Source organism: Burkholderia aenigmatica (genome assembly GCF_902499175.1).
Lineage (GTDB): Bacteria > Pseudomonadota > Gammaproteobacteria > Burkholderiales > Burkholderiaceae > Burkholderia > Burkholderia aenigmatica.
In genome coordinates this window covers 1-20009 of the sequence record NZ_CABVQC010000084.1, presented here as the reverse complement: position 1 = coordinate 20009, position 20009 = coordinate 1, and the positions used below count along the sequence as shown (strand labels likewise).

At 67.6% G+C, this 20009-nt stretch carries 20 protein-coding genes; 5 read left to right on the top strand and 15 right to left on the bottom strand.

Features of this window, described 5'->3' with window-relative positions; translation table 11 throughout:
* Nucleotides 1-305 precede the first annotated feature (305 nt).
* The 3 genes from BDO18943_RS37585 (at nucleotide 306) to BDO18943_RS37575 (ending at nucleotide 3254) form a co-directional block, all read left to right on the top strand.
* Nucleotides 306-1166, top strand: coding sequence for a peptidoglycan DD-metalloendopeptidase family protein (locus tag BDO18943_RS37585; RefSeq protein WP_175026172.1), 861 nt, complete (start codon nucleotides 306-308; stop codon nucleotides 1164-1166).
* 210 nt (nucleotides 1167-1376) lie between these two features.
* Nucleotides 1377-2276, top strand: coding sequence for a class A beta-lactamase (gene bla, locus BDO18943_RS37580; RefSeq protein ID WP_175026171.1), 900 nt, complete (start codon nucleotides 1377-1379; stop codon nucleotides 2274-2276).
* A gap of 105 nt (nucleotides 2277-2381) precedes the next feature.
* On the top strand, nucleotides 2382-3254 hold the full coding sequence (locus BDO18943_RS37575; RefSeq protein ID WP_043183883.1) for a LysR substrate-binding domain-containing protein: 873 nt from the start codon (nucleotides 2382-2384) through the stop codon (nucleotides 3252-3254).
* 57 nt (nucleotides 3255-3311) lie between these two features.
* Here BDO18943_RS37575 and BDO18943_RS37570 read toward each other — a convergent pair whose 3' ends face one another.
* From BDO18943_RS37570 to sapR, 9 genes are all read right to left on the bottom strand, one after another.
* On the bottom strand, nucleotides 3312-3647 hold the full coding sequence (locus BDO18943_RS37570; protein ID WP_175026170.1) for a type 1 fimbrial protein: 336 nt from the start codon (nucleotides 3645-3647) through the stop codon (nucleotides 3312-3314).
* 331 nt (nucleotides 3648-3978) lie between these two features.
* Entirely contained in the window at nucleotides 3979-4233 is a 255-nt protein-coding gene (locus BDO18943_RS37565; protein ID WP_175026169.1) for a GlsB/YeaQ/YmgE family stress response membrane protein, read from the bottom strand.
* A gap of 132 nt (nucleotides 4234-4365) precedes the next feature.
* On the bottom strand, nucleotides 4366-5142 hold the full coding sequence (locus BDO18943_RS37560; protein ID WP_089452580.1) for an ABC transporter ATP-binding protein: 777 nt from the start codon (nucleotides 5140-5142) through the stop codon (nucleotides 4366-4368).
* Nucleotides 5139-6053, bottom strand: a complete 915-nt coding sequence (locus BDO18943_RS37555) for an ABC transporter ATP-binding protein (protein WP_175026168.1) — start codon at nucleotides 6051-6053, stop codon at nucleotides 5139-5141. Before BDO18943_RS37555 ends, BDO18943_RS37560 begins: the two co-directional genes overlap by 4 nt.
* A 1-nt stretch (nucleotide 6054) precedes the next feature.
* Nucleotides 6055-6969: a nickel transporter permease gene (nikC, locus tag BDO18943_RS37550; RefSeq protein ID WP_175026167.1), complete on the bottom strand. Its 915-nt coding sequence runs from the start codon at nucleotides 6967-6969 to the stop codon at nucleotides 6055-6057.
* Nucleotides 6970-7035: 66 nt separating this feature from the next.
* On the bottom strand, nucleotides 7036-8106 hold the full coding sequence (locus BDO18943_RS37545; RefSeq protein ID WP_043183877.1) for an ABC transporter permease: 1071 nt from the start codon (nucleotides 8104-8106) through the stop codon (nucleotides 7036-7038).
* A 10-nt stretch (nucleotides 8107-8116) separates the two neighbouring features.
* Nucleotides 8117-9718, bottom strand: coding sequence for an ABC transporter substrate-binding protein (locus BDO18943_RS37540; RefSeq protein ID WP_175026166.1), 1602 nt, complete (start codon nucleotides 9716-9718; stop codon nucleotides 8117-8119).
* Between the two features lie 46 nt (nucleotides 9719-9764).
* The gene (gene ddpX / locus BDO18943_RS37535; protein ID WP_175026165.1) at nucleotides 9765-10328 is read right to left on the bottom strand and encodes a D-alanyl-D-alanine dipeptidase; all 564 of its coding nucleotides are present in this window, start codon (nucleotides 10326-10328) and stop codon (nucleotides 9765-9767) included.
* A 24-nt stretch (nucleotides 10329-10352) separates the two neighbouring features.
* Nucleotides 10353-11234 (bottom strand): sap1 transcriptional regulator SapR, encoded by an 882-nt coding sequence (gene sapR / locus BDO18943_RS37530; RefSeq protein ID WP_175026164.1) that lies wholly within the window; start codon nucleotides 11232-11234, stop codon nucleotides 10353-10355.
* 206 nt (nucleotides 11235-11440) lie between these two features.
* On the opposite strand from sapR, the gene BDO18943_RS37525 reads away from it, so the two are divergent.
* The gene (locus BDO18943_RS37525; protein WP_175026163.1) at nucleotides 11441-11686 is read left to right on the top strand and encodes a helix-turn-helix domain-containing protein; all 246 of its coding nucleotides are present in this window, start codon (nucleotides 11441-11443) and stop codon (nucleotides 11684-11686) included.
* Between the two features lie 131 nt (nucleotides 11687-11817).
* Here BDO18943_RS37525 and BDO18943_RS37520 read toward each other — a convergent pair whose 3' ends face one another.
* The 6 genes from BDO18943_RS37520 to BDO18943_RS37495 form a co-directional block, all read right to left on the bottom strand.
* Nucleotides 11818-13071: a hypothetical protein gene (locus tag BDO18943_RS37520; protein ID WP_175026162.1), complete on the bottom strand. Its 1254-nt coding sequence runs from the start codon at nucleotides 13069-13071 to the stop codon at nucleotides 11818-11820.
* Nucleotides 13072-13344: 273 nt separating this feature from the next.
* A complete protein-coding gene (locus BDO18943_RS37515; RefSeq protein WP_175026161.1) occupies nucleotides 13345-14934 on the bottom strand; it encodes an ABC transporter substrate-binding protein in 1590 nt (529 codons plus the stop codon).
* 136 nt (nucleotides 14935-15070) lie between these two features.
* Nucleotides 15071-15403, bottom strand: coding sequence for a sugar ABC transporter ATPase (locus tag BDO18943_RS37510; RefSeq protein ID WP_175026160.1), 333 nt, complete (start codon nucleotides 15401-15403; stop codon nucleotides 15071-15073).
* Between the two features lie 257 nt (nucleotides 15404-15660).
* Nucleotides 15661-15990: a hypothetical protein gene (locus tag BDO18943_RS37505; protein WP_043183865.1), complete on the bottom strand. Its 330-nt coding sequence runs from the start codon at nucleotides 15988-15990 to the stop codon at nucleotides 15661-15663.
* Nucleotides 15991-16165: 175 nt separating this feature from the next.
* Nucleotides 16166-17725, bottom strand: coding sequence for a DHA2 family efflux MFS transporter permease subunit (locus BDO18943_RS37500; RefSeq protein WP_175026159.1), 1560 nt, complete (start codon nucleotides 17723-17725; stop codon nucleotides 16166-16168).
* A 393-nt stretch (nucleotides 17726-18118) separates the two neighbouring features.
* Entirely contained in the window at nucleotides 18119-19021 is a 903-nt protein-coding gene (locus BDO18943_RS37495; protein ID WP_175026158.1) for a LysR family transcriptional regulator, read from the bottom strand.
* Nucleotides 19022-19166: 145 nt separating this feature from the next.
* On the opposite strand from BDO18943_RS37495, the gene BDO18943_RS37490 reads away from it, so the two are divergent.
* Nucleotides 19167-20009: FUSC family protein (locus BDO18943_RS37490; protein ID WP_175026157.1), on the top strand; the 843-nt coding region annotated here is incomplete at its 3' end.

The window sequence follows — 20009 nt, the reverse complement described above, 5'->3', positions numbered from 1 at the left end:
GTGCATCGGCATCGCGTGGGCCTGTTCCGAACTCGCCGCGTGGTTGCGTTGAACGTCGCGGCGAACGGCTGCTGCCGCTTCGCGTCTATTGAAACAAATCTGTCATAGATTCTCGAAACGAAAATTCTTCCGCTTTTCCGCAAAAAGACCATCAAGTTTTTCTGGATCGGGCCGTATTACCGGTAGCGAATGCCGGCCGGCATCCGGTTCGTGATTGTTTGTCATCATTGTTTGCATCCGGTTACACGTCGGCCGTTCCGTTTTTGAGATGCTTGAAAGATTGTCAAACCGGAGTCGGATCGTCCATGAAAACGCGCGAGATTCATCGTCACGCGGCGTGGCTGCCGGGCCTGGCCGCCGTGCTCGTCATGGCCGGTTGTGCAAGCACGCAGTCCGTCCCGCCGAGCGACACGCAGGCGGGACAGTCGTCGCCGTCGAGCGCGCCCGTCGCTGCGCCGTCGGCCGCCAGCCCGCCACCGGCGCCGATTCTGGTCGCGCAGAAGTACGTCGTGAAGCGCGGCGACACGTTGACGGGCATCGCGTCCGCGAACGATTGCAGCATCGCCGACCTGCGCACCTGGAACAAGCTGGGTGCGAACGGCAAGCTGCGGATGGGGCAGGTGCTGCGCATCGTCAAGCAGCAGCCGTTGCCGCCGCCGGGCACCGCCGGCACGCAGGTGGCCGCATCGTCGGCCGCGAGCAACGGCACAGGGAGCAACCCTGCAACGACGCAGACCGCCGCAGCGACGGCGAGCGACCGTCAGGTCGTCAAGGAAACGAAGCGGCATGCGGGCGGTGTCGCGCTCAGGTGGCCCGCGAGCGGCAGGATCGTCGACGGGTTCCGGCCGGGGCAGAACCGCGGCATCCAGATTGCCGGCCGGCCCGGCGACCCGGTCCGCGCCGCGGCCGACGGCCGCGTGATGTACGCAGGCACCGGCCTGAATGATTACGGCAGCCTGATCATCGTCCAGCACAACGCGGATTTCCTGACTGCCTATGCGCACAACCGCAAGCTGCTCGTGAAGACGGGCGACATCGTGCGCCAGGGCGACGAGATTGCCGAGATGGGCGACCTCGACAACTCGCGTGTCGCGCTGCTGTTCGAAGTGCGGCGCGACGGCAAGCCGGTCAATCCGATGCCGTACCTGCCTTCGTCGCAAGGGTGAAGCAGGGCCGTTGCGCTGGAACGTGGCGGCGGTCGCTGCTACGCTAGGGCCTGTTCATGCGCGTCCCGCGCTTCGCGGGGCCGACGGTCGTCTTTCGGGGATGTACGGCGGATGCCGCCGCGGGCCGGCCGTCGGCGTGAACGGGCGCGCGTCTTCGACGCGTGCCCGCGTTGCTTCGTGCCACCGTTTCCGATAGAACACACCACATTCATGGAACACTCTCCGACACGCCGCTCGCTGTTGCTTGCCGCCGTTGCCGCGCCGTTCGTCGCCGCGTGCAGCTCCGCGCCGGTCGCCGATCAGGGGCGCGCCCATGCCGCCCAGGCCGAATTGACCGCGCTCGAGAAGGCCTCGAACGGCCGGCTCGGCGTCGCCGCGCTCGATACGTCGAACGGCGTGCGCATCGCCCACCATGCGCGCGAGCGCTTCCCGCTGTGCGGCACGTACGCGGTCGTCGCGGTCGCCGCGATGCTCGCGCGCGGCTCGCTCGACGCGTCGCTGCTGCCGCGCCGCATCCTGTATCGCCGCTATGAAGTCGTGTCGGGCTCGCCGATTACGGAAAGCCACGTCGACACGGGCATGACGATCGAGCAGCTTTGCGTGGCGATGCTGCAGTCGGGCGACAAGGGCGCCGGCAACCTGCTGATGGGCGTGCTCGGCGGCCCGCAGGCCGTCACGTCGTTCGCGCGCGCGAGCGGCGACTCGTCGTTCCGCCTCGATCACTGGGAACCCGAACTGAACCACGCGGCGCCCGGCGACGAACGCGACACGTCGACACCGGTCGAGATGGTCGACACGCTGCAGCGGTTGTTGCTCGGCACCACGCTGCACGAGCCGCAGCGCACGCAACTGACCGAATGGATGGTCGGCGGCGCGCGCGGCGCGACCGGCATTGCGGCGGGCGTGCCGCCCGGCTGGCGCGTCGCGGACAAGGCCGGTACCGGCGGATACGGCACGACGACCGACGTCGCGGTGCTGTGGCCGCCGTCGCGTGCGCCGATCGTGATGGCCGTGTCGTTCACGCAGCCGCAGGCCGCCGCCGCGACCCGCGCGGACGTCGTCGCGTCGGCGGCGCGCATCATGGCGGGCGCGCTCACCGCGACGGCCTGAGCGTCCCGCGTCTCGCGCAAAACCGGCGTTTGGCTTATCGTGTCGGACAGCGCGCGCCGGGGTCGGCGCGCGGTCCTTCCCGCCGCTTTTCCGTTTGCCTCGTTCATGCGCCGACTTCCGCCCCTGCACGCGCTGCAGATCTTCTCGACGGTGGCTCGCCACCGCAGCTTCACGCGCGCGGCCGAGCAGCTGTGCATCACGCAGGGCGCGGTGAGCCGGCAGATCCAGACGCTCGAGGCGCATTACGGTTTTCCGTTGTTCAAGCGGCATGCGAAGGGCCTCACGCTGACGGCGGAGGGCGAGCAGTTGCTGCCGGTCGTCAACGAGAGCTTCGCGCGGATCGACGATATTTCGATGAAGCTCACGCGGCAGCGCACCGATCTCGCGCTGAAGGTGCCAACCTGCGTAATGCGCTGGATGCTGCCGCGCATCATGCGCTTCCAGGGCGAGCATCCCGATCTTCATGTGCAGATCACGACGGCGTGGCAGCACGTCGTCGATTTCTCGACCGAGCCGTTCGACGCGGCGATCGTCTACGGCACGTCGCCGGGCCCCGGCGTGTTTGCGCTGCCGCTGTTCGACGAGCGGCTGACGCCCGTCTGCGCGCCCGAATTGCGGCAGACGTCGCCGCTCGACGCGGTCGGCGATCTTGCGCGTCATACGTTGCTGCATCCGACCCGCGACCATCGCGACTGGCGCGCGTGGCTCGATCACGCGGGCGAGCGCAGCGTCGATCCCGCGCGCGGGCCGACGTTCGACACGCTCGATCTCGCGACGAACGCGGCGATGCAGGGCTTTGGCGTCGCGATCGGCGACGTGACGCTCGTCGACGACGACGTCAGCGCACGCCGGCTCGAACGGCCGTTCGACATCGTGCTCGAAACGGGCGCGCGCTATTTCTTCGTCTATCCCGAGAACATCGGCAACCAGCAGAAGATCCGCGCGTTCAGCGACTGGATCGCGCGCCATCGCGATTGACCGGCGAAGCGCGAACCGGCGCGCGGCACCCGTTGGATGCCGCGCCGGCGGACGGCTTTACTGGTAGGTCACGACGGCGATCATCGGCGCCTGATTGTTGCCTGGACGGTTCGGTAAAACGATTGCGCGCGAGGCCTGAGTAAAGGTCGTGGTCTTGATGGCCTGCTGGCTCGCCGCGTCGACGAACGCGATCTGGCCGCTTGCGGGGCGCGGGCAGTCAGGCAGCACGTGCCCGCGGGCGAGGTCAGCGGTATCGAGCGCGAACGAGCAGGGCGGCTCGACGATCATGCCGGAGAAGTGGATGATGCCGGACGCGCCGGCGGCAAAGGACGAGGAAGTGGCCAGAAGCGAGGCAGCCAGGGCGAACGAGGCGGCGATATGGCGATGCTTCATGACAGGCTCCAGAGAGGAAGCGCGTCGCAGCGGGGCCGCTCGGGTGGCAGTCCGTCAACGCTGCGATGCTGTATGCGTAAACGGCAAAACGATCGGGCCTCTTGAATGAAAAAATCGAAATAATGGCAATAAGCAAACGATTGCCTATTGCTAAAACCAATCTAGCTGGAATCTGCGCAACCGCAAGTCAGGGTAATACCGGGTGACATAAGATTGGAGGACGAACGGTCGTCGTGACCGTTGTGTAGGCAACGGCCTTGCGCCGCCCGGAAAGCAAAACGGCCGCTCGTTTCCGAGCGGCCGTTTTGCGTTGGAGCCGAAGGCGCGCCGTTCAGTTCATGCGCTTGCGTACCGCGCCGACGATCACGAGCAGCACGATCGCGCCGACGATCGACGCGATCCAGCCCGCGCCCTGGCCCGGCGCGTACCAGCCGGCGGCGCGGCCGACGTAGCCGGCGAACAGCGAGCCGACGATGCCGAGTACGATCGTCATCAGGATGCCCATCTTGTCGTCGCCGGGCTTGAGCGCGCGGGCGAGGAGGCCGACGATGAGCCCGACGACCAGGGTTTCGATGAAGTGCAGCATGAACGCCTCCCTATTGCGGTTGAGCTGTTAACGAAACGTTGTTGACCCGTACGGCGCACAAGGGTTCCATGCGGCGGCAGAGGCACGGGGCGGGGCGCGCCGAGTATCGCACGCAGGCGCGTCGCGCAGATGTCACGCCGCCGGCGCGCCCGCCACCGGGTCGAGACGACGGTAGCCTTCGGTCGCGTGCAGCAGCGTGCGCGTGTAGTCGCGCGCAACCTGCCCGGCGCGCACGTCCTCGATCCGGAGCTGCTCGACGATCTCGCCATGCTGCATCACCGCGATGCGCTGGCACAGAAAGCCGATCACCGCGAGATTGTGGCTGACGAGGATCATCGTCAGGTTGCGTTCGCGATGCAGGCGGCGCAGCAGGTTCAGGATTTCGGCCTGCACCGACACGTCGAGCGCGGACGTCGGCTCGTCGAGCAGCAGTACGCGCGGCTCGACGATCAGCGCGCGCGCGATCGCGACGCGCTGGCGCTGGCCGCCCGACAGCTGGTGCGGATAGCGGAACCGGAACGCGGGGCCGAGGCCGACTTCGGACAGTGCGCGGGCGATGCGCGCATCGGTGTCGCCGATGCCATGGATCGACAGCGGCTCGCGCAGCGTCTGGTCGACCGTGAAGCGCGGATGCAGCGACGCGTAGGGATCCTGGAACACCATCTGCACGTGACGGCGGAACGCCCGATCGGGCGTGCCGCCCACCGGCCGGCCGTCGATCGACAGGCTGCCGGACGCGAGCGGCACGAGCCCTGTCAGTGCACGCAGCAGCGTCGACTTGCCGGAGCCCGATTCGCCGACGAGCCCGAACACCTCGCCGTTGCGCACCGCGAAGCTCGCGTCGCGCACGGCGTCGACGTGACCCGTGCGGGTCGGGAAACGGATCGATGCGTGATCGACGTCGATCATCGTGCGGCCTCCTGTCGATCGGCGGGCGTGCCGGCGTGCGACGCGGGATCGAGCCACGCCGGATCGCGCCGCAGCACGGGCAGTTCGTCCGGCGGGTTCGCGAGCGGCGGGTTCGCCGCGAGCAGCCCGCGGGTATAGGGATGGGATGCGTTGCGCAGGTCGCGCGCGGCGCAGGTTTCGACCACGCGGCCGGCGTACATCACCGCGACGCGATCGCAGAACGACATCACGAGCGGCAGGTCGTGGCTGATGAACATCAGGCCCGTGTTGTGCCGCGCGATCATCGCGTCGAGCACCGCGAGCACCTGCATCGACACGGCGACGTCGAGTGCGGAGGTCGGTTCGTCGGCGATCAGCAGGCGTGGGCCGGTCGACACCATCATCGCGATCATCACGCGCTGGCCCATGCCGCCCGACAACTCGTGCGGATACGCATCGGCCACGCGCGCCGGGTCGCGGATCTGCACGGCCGACAGCGCGTCGACGATCCGGTCGCGCAGCGCGCGGCCGCGCAGGCCCCGCTCGCGCAGCCGGAAAGCTTCGCCCATCTGCTTCGCGACCGTCATCACCGGGTTCAGCGAATATTTCGGGTCCTGCAGGATCATGCCCATCTGGCTGCCGCACAGGCGCCGGCGCTCGCCTGGCGACATCGCGAGCAGGTCGTGGCCCGCGAAGCGCATCGTGCGTGCCGACCAGCGCGCGGCGTCGGGCAGCAGGCCGAGCAGCGCGCGGCCCGTCAGCGATTTGCCGGAGCCCGATTCGCCGACGATGCCGAGCCGCTCGCCGGGGGCGAGGGTCAGCGACAGGTCGCGCACGGCATCGGTGACGGTGCCGTCGTGCCCGCGAAAGCCGATTTTCAGGCCGTCGATTTCGCAGAGCGGCGCGGGCGAGGGGGCGGAATTCAGTGGCATGTCACGCTCCATGACGCGGATCGAAGACGTCGCGCAGCCCGTCGCCGAGCAGGTTGAACGCGAGGCTCACGAGCAGGATCGCGCAGCCGGGCAGCGTGGCGACCCACCACGCGTCGAGCAGCACGTTGCGGCCCGACGCGACCATGAAGCCCCACTCGGGGCTCGGCGGTTGCGCGCCGAGGCCGAGGAAGCCGAGGCCTGCGACGGTCAGGATGATGCCGGCCATGTCGAGCGTCGCGCGCACGATCACCGACGACATGCACATCGGCATGATGTAGCGCAGCAGGATGCGCGGGCCGGACGCGCCCTGCAGCCGCGCGGCGTGGATGTAGTCGGCCTGGGCGATGCGGATCGTCTCCGCGCGCGCGAGCCGCGCATACGCGGGCCACGCGGTGATCGAGATCGCGACGACCGCGTTGATCACGCCGGGCCCGAGCGCGGCCGCGAACGCGAGCGCAAGGACGATCTTCGGGAACGCGAGTGCGACGTCGGTGACGCGCATCAGCACGCTGTCGACGAAGCCGCCGCAATAGCCGGCCGTCGTGCCGATGAGCAGGCCGATCGGCACGACGATCACGACGACGAGCAGCGCGATACCGAGCGTGAGGCGCGAACCGGCGATCAGTCGCGAGAGGATGTCGCGGCCGAGCTGGTCGGTGCCGAACCAGTGCGACGGCGAGCCGGGCGGCAGCAGGCGGTCGGACAGCACCTGGCGCAACGGATCGTGCGGCATGATCAGCGGGCTGACGATCGCGACGACGATCAGCGCGACGAGGATCGCGAGCCCGAACAGGTTGAGCGGGTTGGTGGCGAACCGGCGCCAGCGTCGGTACGCAAGACCGAGCGCGGCCTGCGAGCGCGACGCGGGCGCGTCGGACAGCAGCCATGCGCGCAGCGTGAGTCGCTCGGCGTTCATGATTGAAGAACCTTCGGCATGGGCGATGAAAGAAGCGGGGTGGAGGCGGTCATGTCGTGGCGGCCCTCAGCGCGCACGCGGATCGAACACGCGATACAACGCGTCGGTCAGCAGGTTGACGGTGATGAACATCGCGCCGATCACGAGCGTCGCGCCGAGCACCGCGTTCATGTCGGCGTTCAGCAGCGCGCCGGTCAGGTACGAGCCGAGCCCCGGCCACGCGAACACGATCTCGGTCAGCACCGAGCCTTCGAGCAGGTTGCTGTACGTGAGCGCGATCACGGTGAGCAGCGGCACCATGATGTTGCCGAACGCATGCCGCCAGATCACGCGTCGTTCCGACAACCCCTTCGCGCGCGCGGTGACGATGTATTCCTGGCTCAGCTGGTCGAGCATGAACGAGCGCGTCATGCGGCTCAGGTAGGCGACGGAGTAGTAGCCGAGGATCGCGGCCGGCAGTGCGATGTGCGACACCGCGTTGCGGAACACGTCCCACTCGCCCGCGAGCGCCGCGTCGATCAGCAGGCTGCCGGTGCGTGTGTCGACCATCCCGTCGTACACGGGATCGAGCCGGCCGGGCCCGCCGACCCAGTGCAGCCGTGCGTAGAACAGCAGCAGCCCCATCAGTCCGAGCCAGAACAGCGGCACCGAATTGCCGATCAGCCCGACGAAGCGCGCGATGTGGTCGATCGGCCGATTGTGCTTCACGGCGGCCGCGACGCCGAGCGGCACGCCGATCGCGATGCCGATCAGCGTTGCGATCGTCGCCAGTTCGAGCGTGGCCGGGAACACGCGCTTGATGTCGTCGAGCACCGGGTTCGCGGTCAGCAGCGACATGCCGAGATTGCCGTGCAGCACGTCGCGCGCATAGATCAGGAATTGCGTGACGAGCGGCTTGTCGAGCCCGAGCGCGATGCGTTCGGCCGCGTACGCCTCGGCCGACGCGCGATCGCCGAGGATCGCGAGCACGGGATCGATCGGCACCTTGCGGCCGATCACGAACGTCAGCGCGAGCAGCCCCGCGAACGTGACGGCGAGCGTGAGCGCCCAGCGCAGCACGCGCAGGGCCCAGCGCACGGCCGGGCGCCGCGCGGGCAGCGTGCGCAGTGCTTCGAGGGAGGAGACGGGAGTCGACATGCGGCGAATCTTATTGCTTCTTCAGGTTGCGGTACGACACGAGATCGTTGATCGGCCCGACTTCGAGCCCGCTCACGCCGGGCCGCGTCGCGACCTGCGCGACTTTCTCGAACATGATCACGAACGGCGAGCGCGCGAGCATTTCCTTCTGCATCGCCTGATACCGTTGCGCGCGTTTCGCGGCGGTCGGTTCGGCGAGCGCGGTGTCGGTTTCCTTCGTCAGTTGCGGGATGTCCCAGCTGTTGCGCCAGGCCAGCATTTTATAGCTCGACTTGTCGGAATTGTCGGGGTTCCACGCAAAACCCTGCGCGTTGCTGTGCGGATCGATGTAGTCGGCCGACCATTCGCCGATGTAGATGTCGTGCTGGCGCGCCCGGTATTTCGCGAGCGTCTGCTTGTTGTCGCCGGGGATCAACTGCACCTTGATGCCCGCCTGCGCGAAGTTCGCCTGCACGGCCTGCGCGATTTCGGTGTACGGATAGTCGTTGCGCACGTCCATCGTCACCGAAAAGCCGTTCGGCACGCCGGCCTTCACGAGCAGCGCCTTCGCCTTCGCGATGTCGAGCTTGTACGGGTTCGCGTTCAGCGTGCCGAGGAAGCCTTCGGGCAGGAAGGACTGGTGCACCTTGTAGGTCGTCTTCACCACGTTGCCCTGGATGCCCGCATAGTCGACGAGCCACTTCAGCGCTTCCTGCACGTCGGGTTTCGCGAGCGTCGGGTTCTTCGTGTTCAAGCCGAGATACAGCAGCGTCGCCTGCGGCGAGGCCGACACCTTCGCCTTGCCGGACTTCACGACCGACGCGAGATCGTCGGGGCTCAGGTCGCGCGCCGCGTCGACATCGCCGTTTTCCAGCAGCAGGCGCTGGCTCGCGGCTTCGGGCACGTGGCGCAGCACGATGCGCTTCATCGCGAGCGGCAGCCGGTAGCCGTCGAAGCGCTGCAGTACGAGGCTGTCGCCGGCCGTCCACTTGACCAGCTTGTACGCGCCGGAACCGGCCTCGTTGGTCTTCAGCCATGCGTTGCCGAAGTCGTTGCCTTGCTGATGCGACAGCAGCAGCTTCTTGTCGAGCACCGACGCGGGCCAGGAGCCGAGCACGTTCAGCACGAAGGTCGGCGCGTACTTCTGGTCGGTCGAGACCGACACCGTCAGGTCGTCGAGCTTCTTCACGTTGGCGACGACGTTCGCCTTCGTGAGCCCGATGCCGGTCAGCACGGCGGCCGGCCCCTTGTCGAGCAGCACCGCGCGCTGGATCGACCAGGCGACGTCGTCGGCGCTCAGCGGGTTGCCCGAGTGGAACTTCAGGCCGGGGCGCAGCTTGAACGTGTAGGTCAGCCCGTCGGGACTCACCGTCCACGACTGCGCGACGTCGCCGTTGAATCTCGAAGGATCGCGCAGGTCGACGCGCACGAGCCGGTCATAGGTATTCGCGACGTATTCCTCCGGCACCAGCTCGTAGATCTCGCCCGGATCCAGCGTCGTGAATTCGTCGAGCAGCGTGGCCATCACGAACATGTCCTTCGGCGTTTCCGCGCGTGCAGCGGAAAACGGAACGGCGGCGAGAACGGACGCAGCGGCCAGCGCCGCGACGAGCCGGGATGTCAGGAAATTCATGAGCGCTCCATCGGTTGTCGAACGTGAACGTGAACGGGGACGTGCATCACATCAGGTGCCACGGGCCGCTGTCGGCGTTGTCGATCTGCGGCAGCGCGCACGAGCCCGGCAATTCGTAGTGCCACCACTCGCTGTCGATGTGCGCGAAGCCGGCCGCGTGCATGACGCCGAGCAGCAGCAGGCGGTTGCGCTGCACGGTTTCGGGCAGCCCCGCGTGGAAGTGGCCCGATGCGGCGACCATCTCGTCGAAGCCGGTGCCCATGTCGAGCGGCTCGCCGTCCACGCCGACGAGCGTCAGGTCGAGCGCGGTGCCGCGGCTGTGATTCGAGCCGCGGCCGAGGTCGGCGATGAAATCCGGATCGGGCAGGAAATCCCACAGCACCTGCTGCGCCTGCGGCGGCCGGTACGCGTCGTAGATCCGCAGCGTGAAGCCGGCTTGTGCCGCGACGTCCACCGCGCGGCGCAGTGCGGCTTCGGCCGGCTCCAGCAGCAGGCAGTGCGCTGCGCGGTAGATCGGCTTGCCGGTCAGGTTGCGATCGGTCGCGTAGACCAGATCGATGTCGACGCGATGCGTGGCGGGCGTGATTTCAACGAGGCGGTGCGTGTTCATCGGCGGTTCGGATGGCCCTCGCATTCAGGATTCGAATTGATCGAACGTGTGCTGCAGTTCGCGGTTGCGCGCGACGCGCCGGTCGATCGCGGGACCGAGGCGGTCGACCACGGCCGTGATCAGCAGGTTGAACAGGCAGGTGAGCGGCGCGAGCGAATCCCAGAACTGGCCGACGTCGGTCTTCACCTGCAGCAGGTCGGCCGGCCAGTCGCGTGCCCACGGGCACGAGAGATCGGTGACCAGCGCGAACGGCTGCCCGCGCTCGGCGGCTGCCTGGCAATAGCGGCGCGCGCTGCGCGAATACGCGCGCGTGTCGGTGACGATGCAGTACGGCCGCTCGAATTCGGAGTTCAGCGAATCGACGTACGAGCCCGACTGGCCATCCGAATAGAACACGCGCGGGCGCAGGTATTCGAGGTAGCTGCTGAACGCGTTGCTGATCCCGCGCGTCGACTGGATGCCGAGGATGAACACGGCGTCCGCATGCGCGATCCGGTCGGCCACCTGCGCGAACACCGGGCCTTCGGCGAGCCGGTACACGTGACGGATCGCATCGAGCTCGCGCTCGAGCGACGACCCGAGCGGGCCTTCATTGCCGTGGTCATTGGGTTCGGCCGGCTGCGTGCCCGCGACGCGGCGGTATTCGTCGAGCCGGTCGGTGATCATCCACGGGCGGTCGCCGCCGCCGCGCAGCTCGCGTTTCAGGTCGTCGAGGTTGCGATAGCCGACGCTGCGCAGGAAACGCCCGACCGAGATGCCGCTGGTGCCGGCCTGCTGCGCGATCTGGTCGGCCGTCTCGAGCCCGAGCCGGTCGAGGTTCGCGAGCATGTAACTCGCGATGCGCTTGGCGGTCGGCGTCAGCTCGGCATAGCGGGATTCGACGGTATGGGCGAACGCGCAGGTCATCGGCTGTTAGATCATTGTCGTCTGATGATCGAATGTCATCCATCTAACAAAGCCAAAATCATTCGCGCCAGCGGATAAAAACTATGGTGTGAGGATAGATGATAGGGTCGGGAGCGTGCTTGGTGGCTGGGCGGGGCGGGCGAGTAGGCTGGAGAATTATTCCTGGCAGGCATATTTTGCGTTTATTGCCGACAGGAATCCACGCCGTGAATTTCATCGCCAATACACCCGCGCAACTGGGAGAGATCCTGTCGTCCGCGCACCAGGCCAAGGGGCTGACACAAGCCGAAGCGGCGGTGCGGATCGGCGTGGGCCAGCCGCGTATTTCGTCGCTCGAATCCACCCGTACCGAAAGCCTGTCGCTCAGTCAGCTGCTCGAACTGACCGCGCTGTACGGTCTCGAGCTCTGCATCCGCACGAAGGACGAGCGCGAAGCAGCCGAAGTCGAGTGATAAGCGATGGGGCGCAAATCGCACAGTCGCGCGTTGTCGATCTGGCCGGTCGAAGGCGACGGTCGTGATCGTCGGGTTGAATGCGTCCGTGGTGTGGGCGGCCTTCAACTGAACGGCAGCCCGCCGGCAGCCTACTGCTGCATGTCCGGTGCCTCGCGCAGCCGCCAGATCGCGTTGCATTGCTGGCCGCCGAGGCTCGTCGAGCGCAGCGTGATGACGGTGCCGGCCACGATCCGATACGAGAAATGCGCCATCAGCTCGGTCCCCTTGCGCTGCGCCTGCCCGTCAACCAGCACTTCGCACAGCAGCGGCGACGGCGAGCCGGACGGGTGCGTGACGTAGACGTTCAGCCGCGCGATGTCGCGTGTCGCGGTGAGCACGATCTCGTGGTTCCCGCTGCCGATCAGCATCGTGCCGCCGGGCTCGTCGATCGCCTGCAGGTAGGCGCCCGCGCTTCCCTCGATTGCGGCGGCCGCGACGGTCAGCCCGGCCGAGCGCACGTAGTCGGTCGCCGCGATGCGCGCCGCGACCGCGCCGGACGGTGCCGGCGTGCCGTCCGACAGCGCGAACGGCGCGCCGTCGCGCAGCGCGGCGTCGGTGCGGTTCGCGTAGTAGCGCCACCGGTCGAAGAAGCGGATGTCTCCGGTCATGTGCAGCGCGCGGATCGGCTCGTCGCGATACCGGAGCGTCGTCGTGCCGATGCCCCCGTCGAACGCTTCGTGAATACCGTACTTGCTGACGAAGTTCTGGACCGGATCGAGCAGCGCCGTTTCGCCTTGTGCGCCCCACAGGTGCAGGAACGTCGTATCGATCCCGAAGCAATCCTGGAAATCGGTGCCGATGCGGGCGATGCAGTCGCGCAGATGGCTGGCGTAGCGCGCCCACGCGTCGGCGGTTCCGGCAACGAGCCCGGCCTGCAATGCGCCGCCGTGGCGCGCGGAGACTTCGTCGACGACGAGCCGCCAGTGATGATCGCGCCGCTCGCCGATCAGCGGCGCGACGACGAACGTGCAGAACAGCGGGTCGGGGCACGCGTGGATCCGGTCGTCGCCGATCTGCGAGAACAGGTCGAACCCCGGCGCGCAGAACCAGATGTCGGCGTCGTACAGCGCGAGCTTGCGGATCTGCGGGTTGCGTGCGCAATACTCGGCGGCCTCGATGAAGCGGCCGACCGGCAGCGCATGCGCGCTCGACGCGTCGATCACGTCGACCGACTGGCTCGCCAGGATCTGCCGCTTGCGTTCGGAGAGGCCGTAGCCGATCACCGCGATCCGGCCGTCGTAGCCGGTGTGCCGCAGCGACAGCAGGAACGGCACGAGCATTTCATACCATGCGCGGTTGTTGTCGTTGATCGCCACGCAGACCGCGTGCTCGCTCGTATGCATGTGTTCTCCCCGTGGTGCGCGCGCCCGGTAACCGGCGCGGCGCTCGTGCTGCGTATCTGAAACTGCCTGCTGTCGTGCAGCCACCGGAACACGGCTTGTCGATGGCGGACGCGGTCATGCCGTGCGGCACGATCATCCTGCGCGCCGACGGGCCGAACCGGGTCGGTGGTGCCGCTCATTGTAGATCGTGGCCGCCGCACGGCCTGGCGCCGGCGCGGCGGGCCGCGGCGCTTACCCGCGTGCCGGTATGCCCGGCCGCGCGGGCAGCCGCCATTACTTCGCGAGCGTGCGGTATGACACGAGGTCGTTGATCGGCCCGATTTCCGGCCCGGTCACGCCGGGGCGCGTCGCGACCTGCACGACCTTCTCGAACATGATGATGAACGGCGAGTTCGCGAGCACGGCCTTCTGCAGCGCTTCGTAACGCTGCGCGCGCTTCGCGGGCGACGGCTCGACGAGCGCGGCCTCGGTGTCCTTCGTCAGTTGCGGGATGTCCCAGCTGTTGCGCCACGCGAGCATCTTCGTCGGCGACTGGTCGGAGTTGTCCGGATTCCACGCGAAGCCGCGCGCATTGCTGTTCGGGTCCATGTAGTCGGGCGACCATTCGCCGACGAAGATGTCGTGCTGGCGCGCGCGATACTTGCCGATCGCCTGCTTCGCATCGCCCGGAATCAGCTTCACGCGGATGCCGCCCTGCGCGAAGTTCGCCTGCAGTGCCTGCGCGATCTCGAGGTACGGATAGTCGTTCGGCATGTCCATCGTCACGTCGAAGCCGTTCGGCAAGCCGGCCTTGGCGAGCAGCGCCTTCGCCTTCGCGACGTCCTGCTTGTACGGCCGCGCGTTCGACGCGCCGAGGAAGCCTTCGGGCAGGAAGGTTTCATGCACCTTGTAGGTCGTGCTGACGATGTTGCGCTGGATGCCGTCATAGTCGACGAGCCATTTCATCGCCTGCTGCACCTCGGGTTTCGCGAGGTTCGGGTTCTTCGTGTTCAGGCTCAGGTACAGCAGTGCGGACACCGGCCACGACGCGACCTTGATCTTGCCGGCCTTCGTCAGCGCGGCGAGGCTGTCGGGGCTCAGGTTGCGCGCGGCGTCGGCGTCGCCGTTCTCCAGCAGCAGCCGTTGCGCGGACGCTTCGGGCACGTGACGCAGCACGATGCGCTTCATCGGGTACGGCGTGCGGTACTTGTCGAAACGCTGCAGCACGATGCTCTCGTTCGGCGTCCACTTGACGAGCTGGTACGGGCCCGAGCCCGCGTCGTTGGTGCGGAGCCAGCCGCTGCCGAAATCGTTGCCCTGCTGGTGCGACAGCAGCAGCTTCTTGTCGAAGACCGATGCCGGGCAGGCACTCAGCACGTTGAGCACGAAGCTCGGTGCGTACTTGTGGTCGGTTTCGAGCACGACGGTCTGCGGATCGACCACGCGCACCTTCTGCGTCACGTTCGCCTTCGTGAGACCGAGATCGGCGAGCACGCCGGCCGGCCCCTTGTCGAGCAGGATGGTGCGCTGCAGCGACCACGCGACGTCGTCGGCGGTCACCGGGTTGCCGGAATGGAACGTGAGGCCGGGGCGCAGCTTGAACGTGTAGGTCACGCCGTCGGCGCCGACCGTCCACGATTGCGCGATCTGTCCGTCGAAGCGCGTCGGGTCCTTCAGGTCGACGCGCACCAGGCGTTCGTAGGTGTTCGCGACGTACTCGGACGGCACCAGCTCGTAGATCCCGCTCGGGTCGAGGGTCGTGAATTCGCCGAGTTGCGTGGCGACGACGAAGATGCCGGGCGGCGTGGCCGCCTGTGCCGGCAGCGCCGGAACAAGTGCGACGAGCGCGGCGCTGACGAACAGGCGGGACAGCAGGTGCTTCATGCGGGCTCCGTGGAAAGGGAATCGTGGGTGCGATTCTCTCATCGACGGCCGCCCGGATGAAATTATTCGGCGTGCGCGCCGGCGGGGTGGCGCGCAGCAGCGAGCCGGGCGGGCGCCCGGCATCGGCAGGTTCGGATCAGATCGCGCAGCGCGCGACCGCGAAGCGCATCGCTTCCTCGGCCGGCTCGTTGCCCGAGCCACGCACGACCTTGATGACCGAGCCGTTGCCCGATGGCGTCAGCGTGACGAAGTACGAGTTCGAGCCGACGGCGATATCGGTCACGCCGTTGTGCTGCGATTGCTCGGTGCCCGACAGGCGGCTGTCGAGGCAGTTGGCGATCGCGTAGGCCGGACGTTGCGACGACACGTAGATCATCGGTGCGGCGCCCGACGCGGCCGAGTCGGACGAGGGAGCGGAACCGCAGGCGGCGAGCAGGGCGGCGGGAAGGAGCAGCAGGAATCGTTTCATGATGGGTCGTCGTGTGTCTCGTATCGAGGCTGGGGCGCGGGGTAGGCGAAACGCGAAGCTTCGCGACGAAACCGCCCGGAATCGGGCCGTTGATGACGGGCGACGATGCGACAGGCGGCTGACGGTCGAGTATACCCGCAGCATTTGACGGCGTTGGCGCGTTGAAACGATTCGATACACAACAAGCACCCGCTGTCGCATGGCGGCAGCGGGCGTTTCAAGTGATGGCGAATGGGCACTTGCCGGTGGTGTCGATCTTATTGGCCGATCTGGTGGCTGACCGCATTTTCCTGCTGGTTCAGCACGTGCTTTTCGCTCTTCGTGATGTGGCTGCGATCCTGCCCAGCCATGTCCCGCTCTTCCTGGCGGATCTTGCGGTCGTCACGGTGCAGGCGCGCGGCCTGTGCGTGCGACATCTCGCCTTCCTTCACTTCGTGATGGATCCGGCGATTCTGGTTTGCGAGGCGCTGGTTGACTTCTTCGCGGCGCGGATGCGCCTGCTGCCACGGCGTGTCGGCGAACGCGGTGCCGGTCAGCACCGACATCAGGGTGGCGGCAATCGCGAGATGGCGGGTAAGGGCTCGCATGGTGTTTTCTCCTGTCGTTGCGCGTCCGGATCGTGGGCGCTTGATGAAAAAACGCGGAGCGGGCACCGCCTGTTGACGTTTCGGCCTGTATCGATTGCAAGTCTTTATTACGTCCGCGCGATTCGACGCGGGCCCCGGCGTGCGTGGCGCGGGGCCCGACCGTCGCGCATGCGGATCAATGCGCGCCGGCCGCCGCCGCATCGGCATCGCCGCCGCCCGAGCGCACCGGTTTCGTGATCCAGATGAGCGGAATGATCGCGATGAAGATGATCGCCGACACGTAGAAGATGTCGTTCAACCCCATCACGGCCGCCTGCGAATCGACCGATGCGTTGAAAAACGCGAGCGCCGAATCGGGGCTCAGATGCAGCAGCGAACGCGTCGTGTCGACCTGCTGCGTGAAGACCGGGTTGGTGACGCTCGCCTGTTCGGTGAGCCGCACGTGATGCAGGATCGTGCGGTCGTTCCATGCGTTGCTGATCAGCGACGTGCCCACCGCGCCGCAGAACGTGCGGCCGAAATTCGACAGGCCGGCGGCGGCCGGGATCTTTTCCGGCGGCAGCCCGGACAGGATGATCGACGTCAGCGGCACGAAGAACATCGCCATCGGGATGCCCTGCAGCAGCGTCGGCAAAATGAGATCCCAGCGCGACACGTCGGTATAGAAGATCGTGCGCATCATGAAGACGACCGCGAAGCCGACGAACGCGAGCGTCGCGATGTAGCGCGGATCGGTGCGCGGCAGCAGGCGTCCCATGACCGGCGTGAGCAGGATCGCGAACACGCCGAGCGGCGCGGTGGCGAGCCCGGAATCGACCGCGCGGTAGCCGAGATAGCCCTGCATCCACTGCGGCAGCAGCACCAGCGTGCCGAAGAACATCCCGTACGCGACCGAGATCGCGATCGTGCCGCCCGCGAAATTGCGCTGTGTGAACAGGCGCAGGTCGACGATCGGGTTGGCCTCGTGAAGCTCCCACACGAGGAAGAACGCGAAGCCGATCAGCGCGACGATGCCGAGCGCGACGACGACGGGCGAGTTGAACCAGTCGAGATCCTTGCCCTTGTCGAGCATGATCTGCAGCGATGCGACCCACAGCACGAGCAGCAACAGGCCGACCGTATCGATCGGCATGCGTTTCGTGGCCGATTCACGGTCGCGGAACACGATCCACGTGACCGCGGCCGCGAAGAAGCCGACCGGAATGTTGATGTAGAAGATCCACGACCAGTTGTAGTCGTACGTGATCCAGCCGCCGAGCGATGGCCCCGCGATCGGCCCGACGAGCGCCGTCATCGACCACAGCGCCAGCGCGCTCGACGATTTCTGCCGCGGCCATGCGCCGAGCAGCAGCGCCTGCGACAGCGGCGCGAGCGGCCCCGCGACCGCGCCCTGCAGGATCCGCGCGGCGAGTAGCGTCGGCAGGTTCGGCGCGATCCCGCACAGCCACGACGCGAACACGAACAGCAGGATCGACGTGACGAACAGGCGCACCTGGCCGAAGCGCTGCGTGAGCCAGCCCGTCAACGGAATCGACACGGCGTTCGCGGCCGCGAAGATCGTGATCACCCACGTGCCTTCGTCGACCGACACGCCGAGGTCGCCCGAGATCGTCGGAATGGCGACGTTCGCGATCGACGAGTCGAGCACGTTCATGAACATCGCGAGCGATACCGCGATCGTGCCGATCGCGAGGCGGCCGCCCGACAGCGGGGCGGGAGATGACGGAGTGGACATGGGGTTTCCTGCGTAACGTGCGGAACGGATGCGGCCCGTTGCGGCGGGCACGCGCGGCCGCGCACGCGCGCGAAAGCGACGCAGGCGCGGTGCGGCGGCTGAACGGAAGGGGGCACGGTGCGCGCGACGCGGCCCGTTACACGGGGCCGACGCGTGCGACGTGCGGCTCGATCGAATGCGCGAAGCCGTGGCGGGCTTCGGGAGGCAGGAGGCTGCCGGTCAGGAAGGCGGGACGCGCGTGACGCGCCTGCGGGCAGCGGTCAGGCGGCTGACGTCGCGTGTGGAGTCGTTGTGCATCGCGACAGGCTAACGATGTGGCGAGCCGCCATCAACACGCGCCGGCTCACTAATCGATTTCGCGGGGCGCAATAATCGGTGTGCGAACCGTGCCGGTCAAGGGGCGGTTCGCCATGCGGTGAACACTTCCGCGAGGAAATCGACGAACGCGCGCACCTTGCTGTCGAGTGTCGCGCGCCGCGGGTACAGCACGTGCAGCTCGACGTCGTCGGCTCGGTGCCAGTCGGGCAGCACGATTTCGAGCTCGTTTCGTTCGAGCCGGCGGGCCGTGTAGTGCGTCGAGACCAGCGCGATGCCGCCGCCGCTCGCGGCCTGGCGCAGCACCGTCACCGATTCGTTGGTGATCAGCACCGGCCGCACCGGCACGTCGGCCACGTCGCCGGCCGCATTGGTGAGCCGCAGCGTCAGGCTCGGCGCGTCGCGGCCAACGAGCAGCAGATCGTGCTGCGCGAGGTCCTGCGGCGTGGCGGGCCGGCCGGCGCGATCGAGATAGGCGGGGTTCGCGGCGAGCTTCGCCTGCGACCAGCCGAGCGAGCGCGCGATGTAGCTGGAGTCGGTCAGCACGCCCGCGCGTAGCGCCACGTCGAAGCCGTGCTCGACGAGATCGAGCGGGTTGTTGTCATAGATCAGCACGAGCTGGACCAGCGGATAGCGCCGGCGAAACTCGGCGAGCGTCGGCTCCAGTTCGAACAGGCCGATCGAGTAGGGCACCAGCACGCGCAGCGTGCCCTCCGGCGCCGTGCGCAGCGAGCGGGCCTGGCGATCCGCGTCGAGCAGGATGTCCTCGGCTCGCAGGCAGCGCTCGTAGTAGTCGCGTCCGGCCTCGGTGACGGATACGCGGCGCGTGGTCCGGTACAGCAACTGGACGCCGAGCTCGTCCTCGAGCTGCTTGACCTTGCGGCTCACGCGGCTGAGCGGCATGTCGAGGTGCGTGGCGGCGGCGGTGAAATTGCCGCGCTCGACCACGCGCAGGAATATCCGGATGCTTTCGAAGTCCATGTGGGGTGCTTCAGTGTTCGATCTGCGCGCATCTTACCTTTGCTGACCGGATCGTTTCATGAAGCAGCGATTATCCCGCCCGGTGCAATAACGCATCCCGTCCGCGCCTCTTAGTGGCGGCGGCGCGCCCCCGTATGCTCGCCGCATGAAATTCGCCTTACCCCATCTGCCGCCGCTCGAGGCTGTCCGAACCGCGCTGCGCGACGCGCGGCCCACGCTGCCGCCGGGTGCCCTCGGCTTCGCCTTGCGCAACACCGCCGCGTCGCTGCTGGCGCTCTACATTGCCTTCCGGATGAATCTCGACGACCCGAAATGGGCCGCGTCGACCGTGTGGATCGTCGCGCAGGGCAGCCGCGGCATGGGGCTGTCGAAGAGCCAGTACCGGATTCTCGGTACCGCGATCGGCGCGGCGGTCGCGCTGCTGCTGACCGGCGCGTTCGCGCAGACCCCGGAACTGTTCCTGCCGGCGCTCGCCGCGTGGATCGGCCTGTGCGCGGGCGTCGCGACCTTCCTGCGGAATTTCCGTGCGTATGCGGCCGTGCTCGCGGGCTATACGGCGGCGATCATCGCGATGGACGCCGTATCCGCCCCGCTGCACGCATTCGACATCGCGACCGCGCGATTCCTGTACGTGGTGGTCGGCATCCTGTGCGGCGCGGCGTTCGAGACGGTGTTCGCACCCGGTTCGCCGCTGCGCGACGTGCGTAAGCGGTTCGCGAGCTACCTGCAGCGCGCGGTCGCCGTCGGCGCGGACGCGCTGCGTCGCGAGCCGAACGGCGCAGCCGTGCACCGTCTGTTCGCGGACGCGCTCGAACTCGACACGGCGGCCGAGTATGCGGCCGCCGGCGCCCCCCCGGTGCGCAACGCGATCGGCCATCTGCGTACCGCCGTGCTCGGCGTGCTGGCCGCGCAGGCCGCCGGGCAGGCGCTGCACGAGCATGCGGCGCGCAGCGGCGACGCGCCGGACCCGCTGGTCGCCGACGCCGCG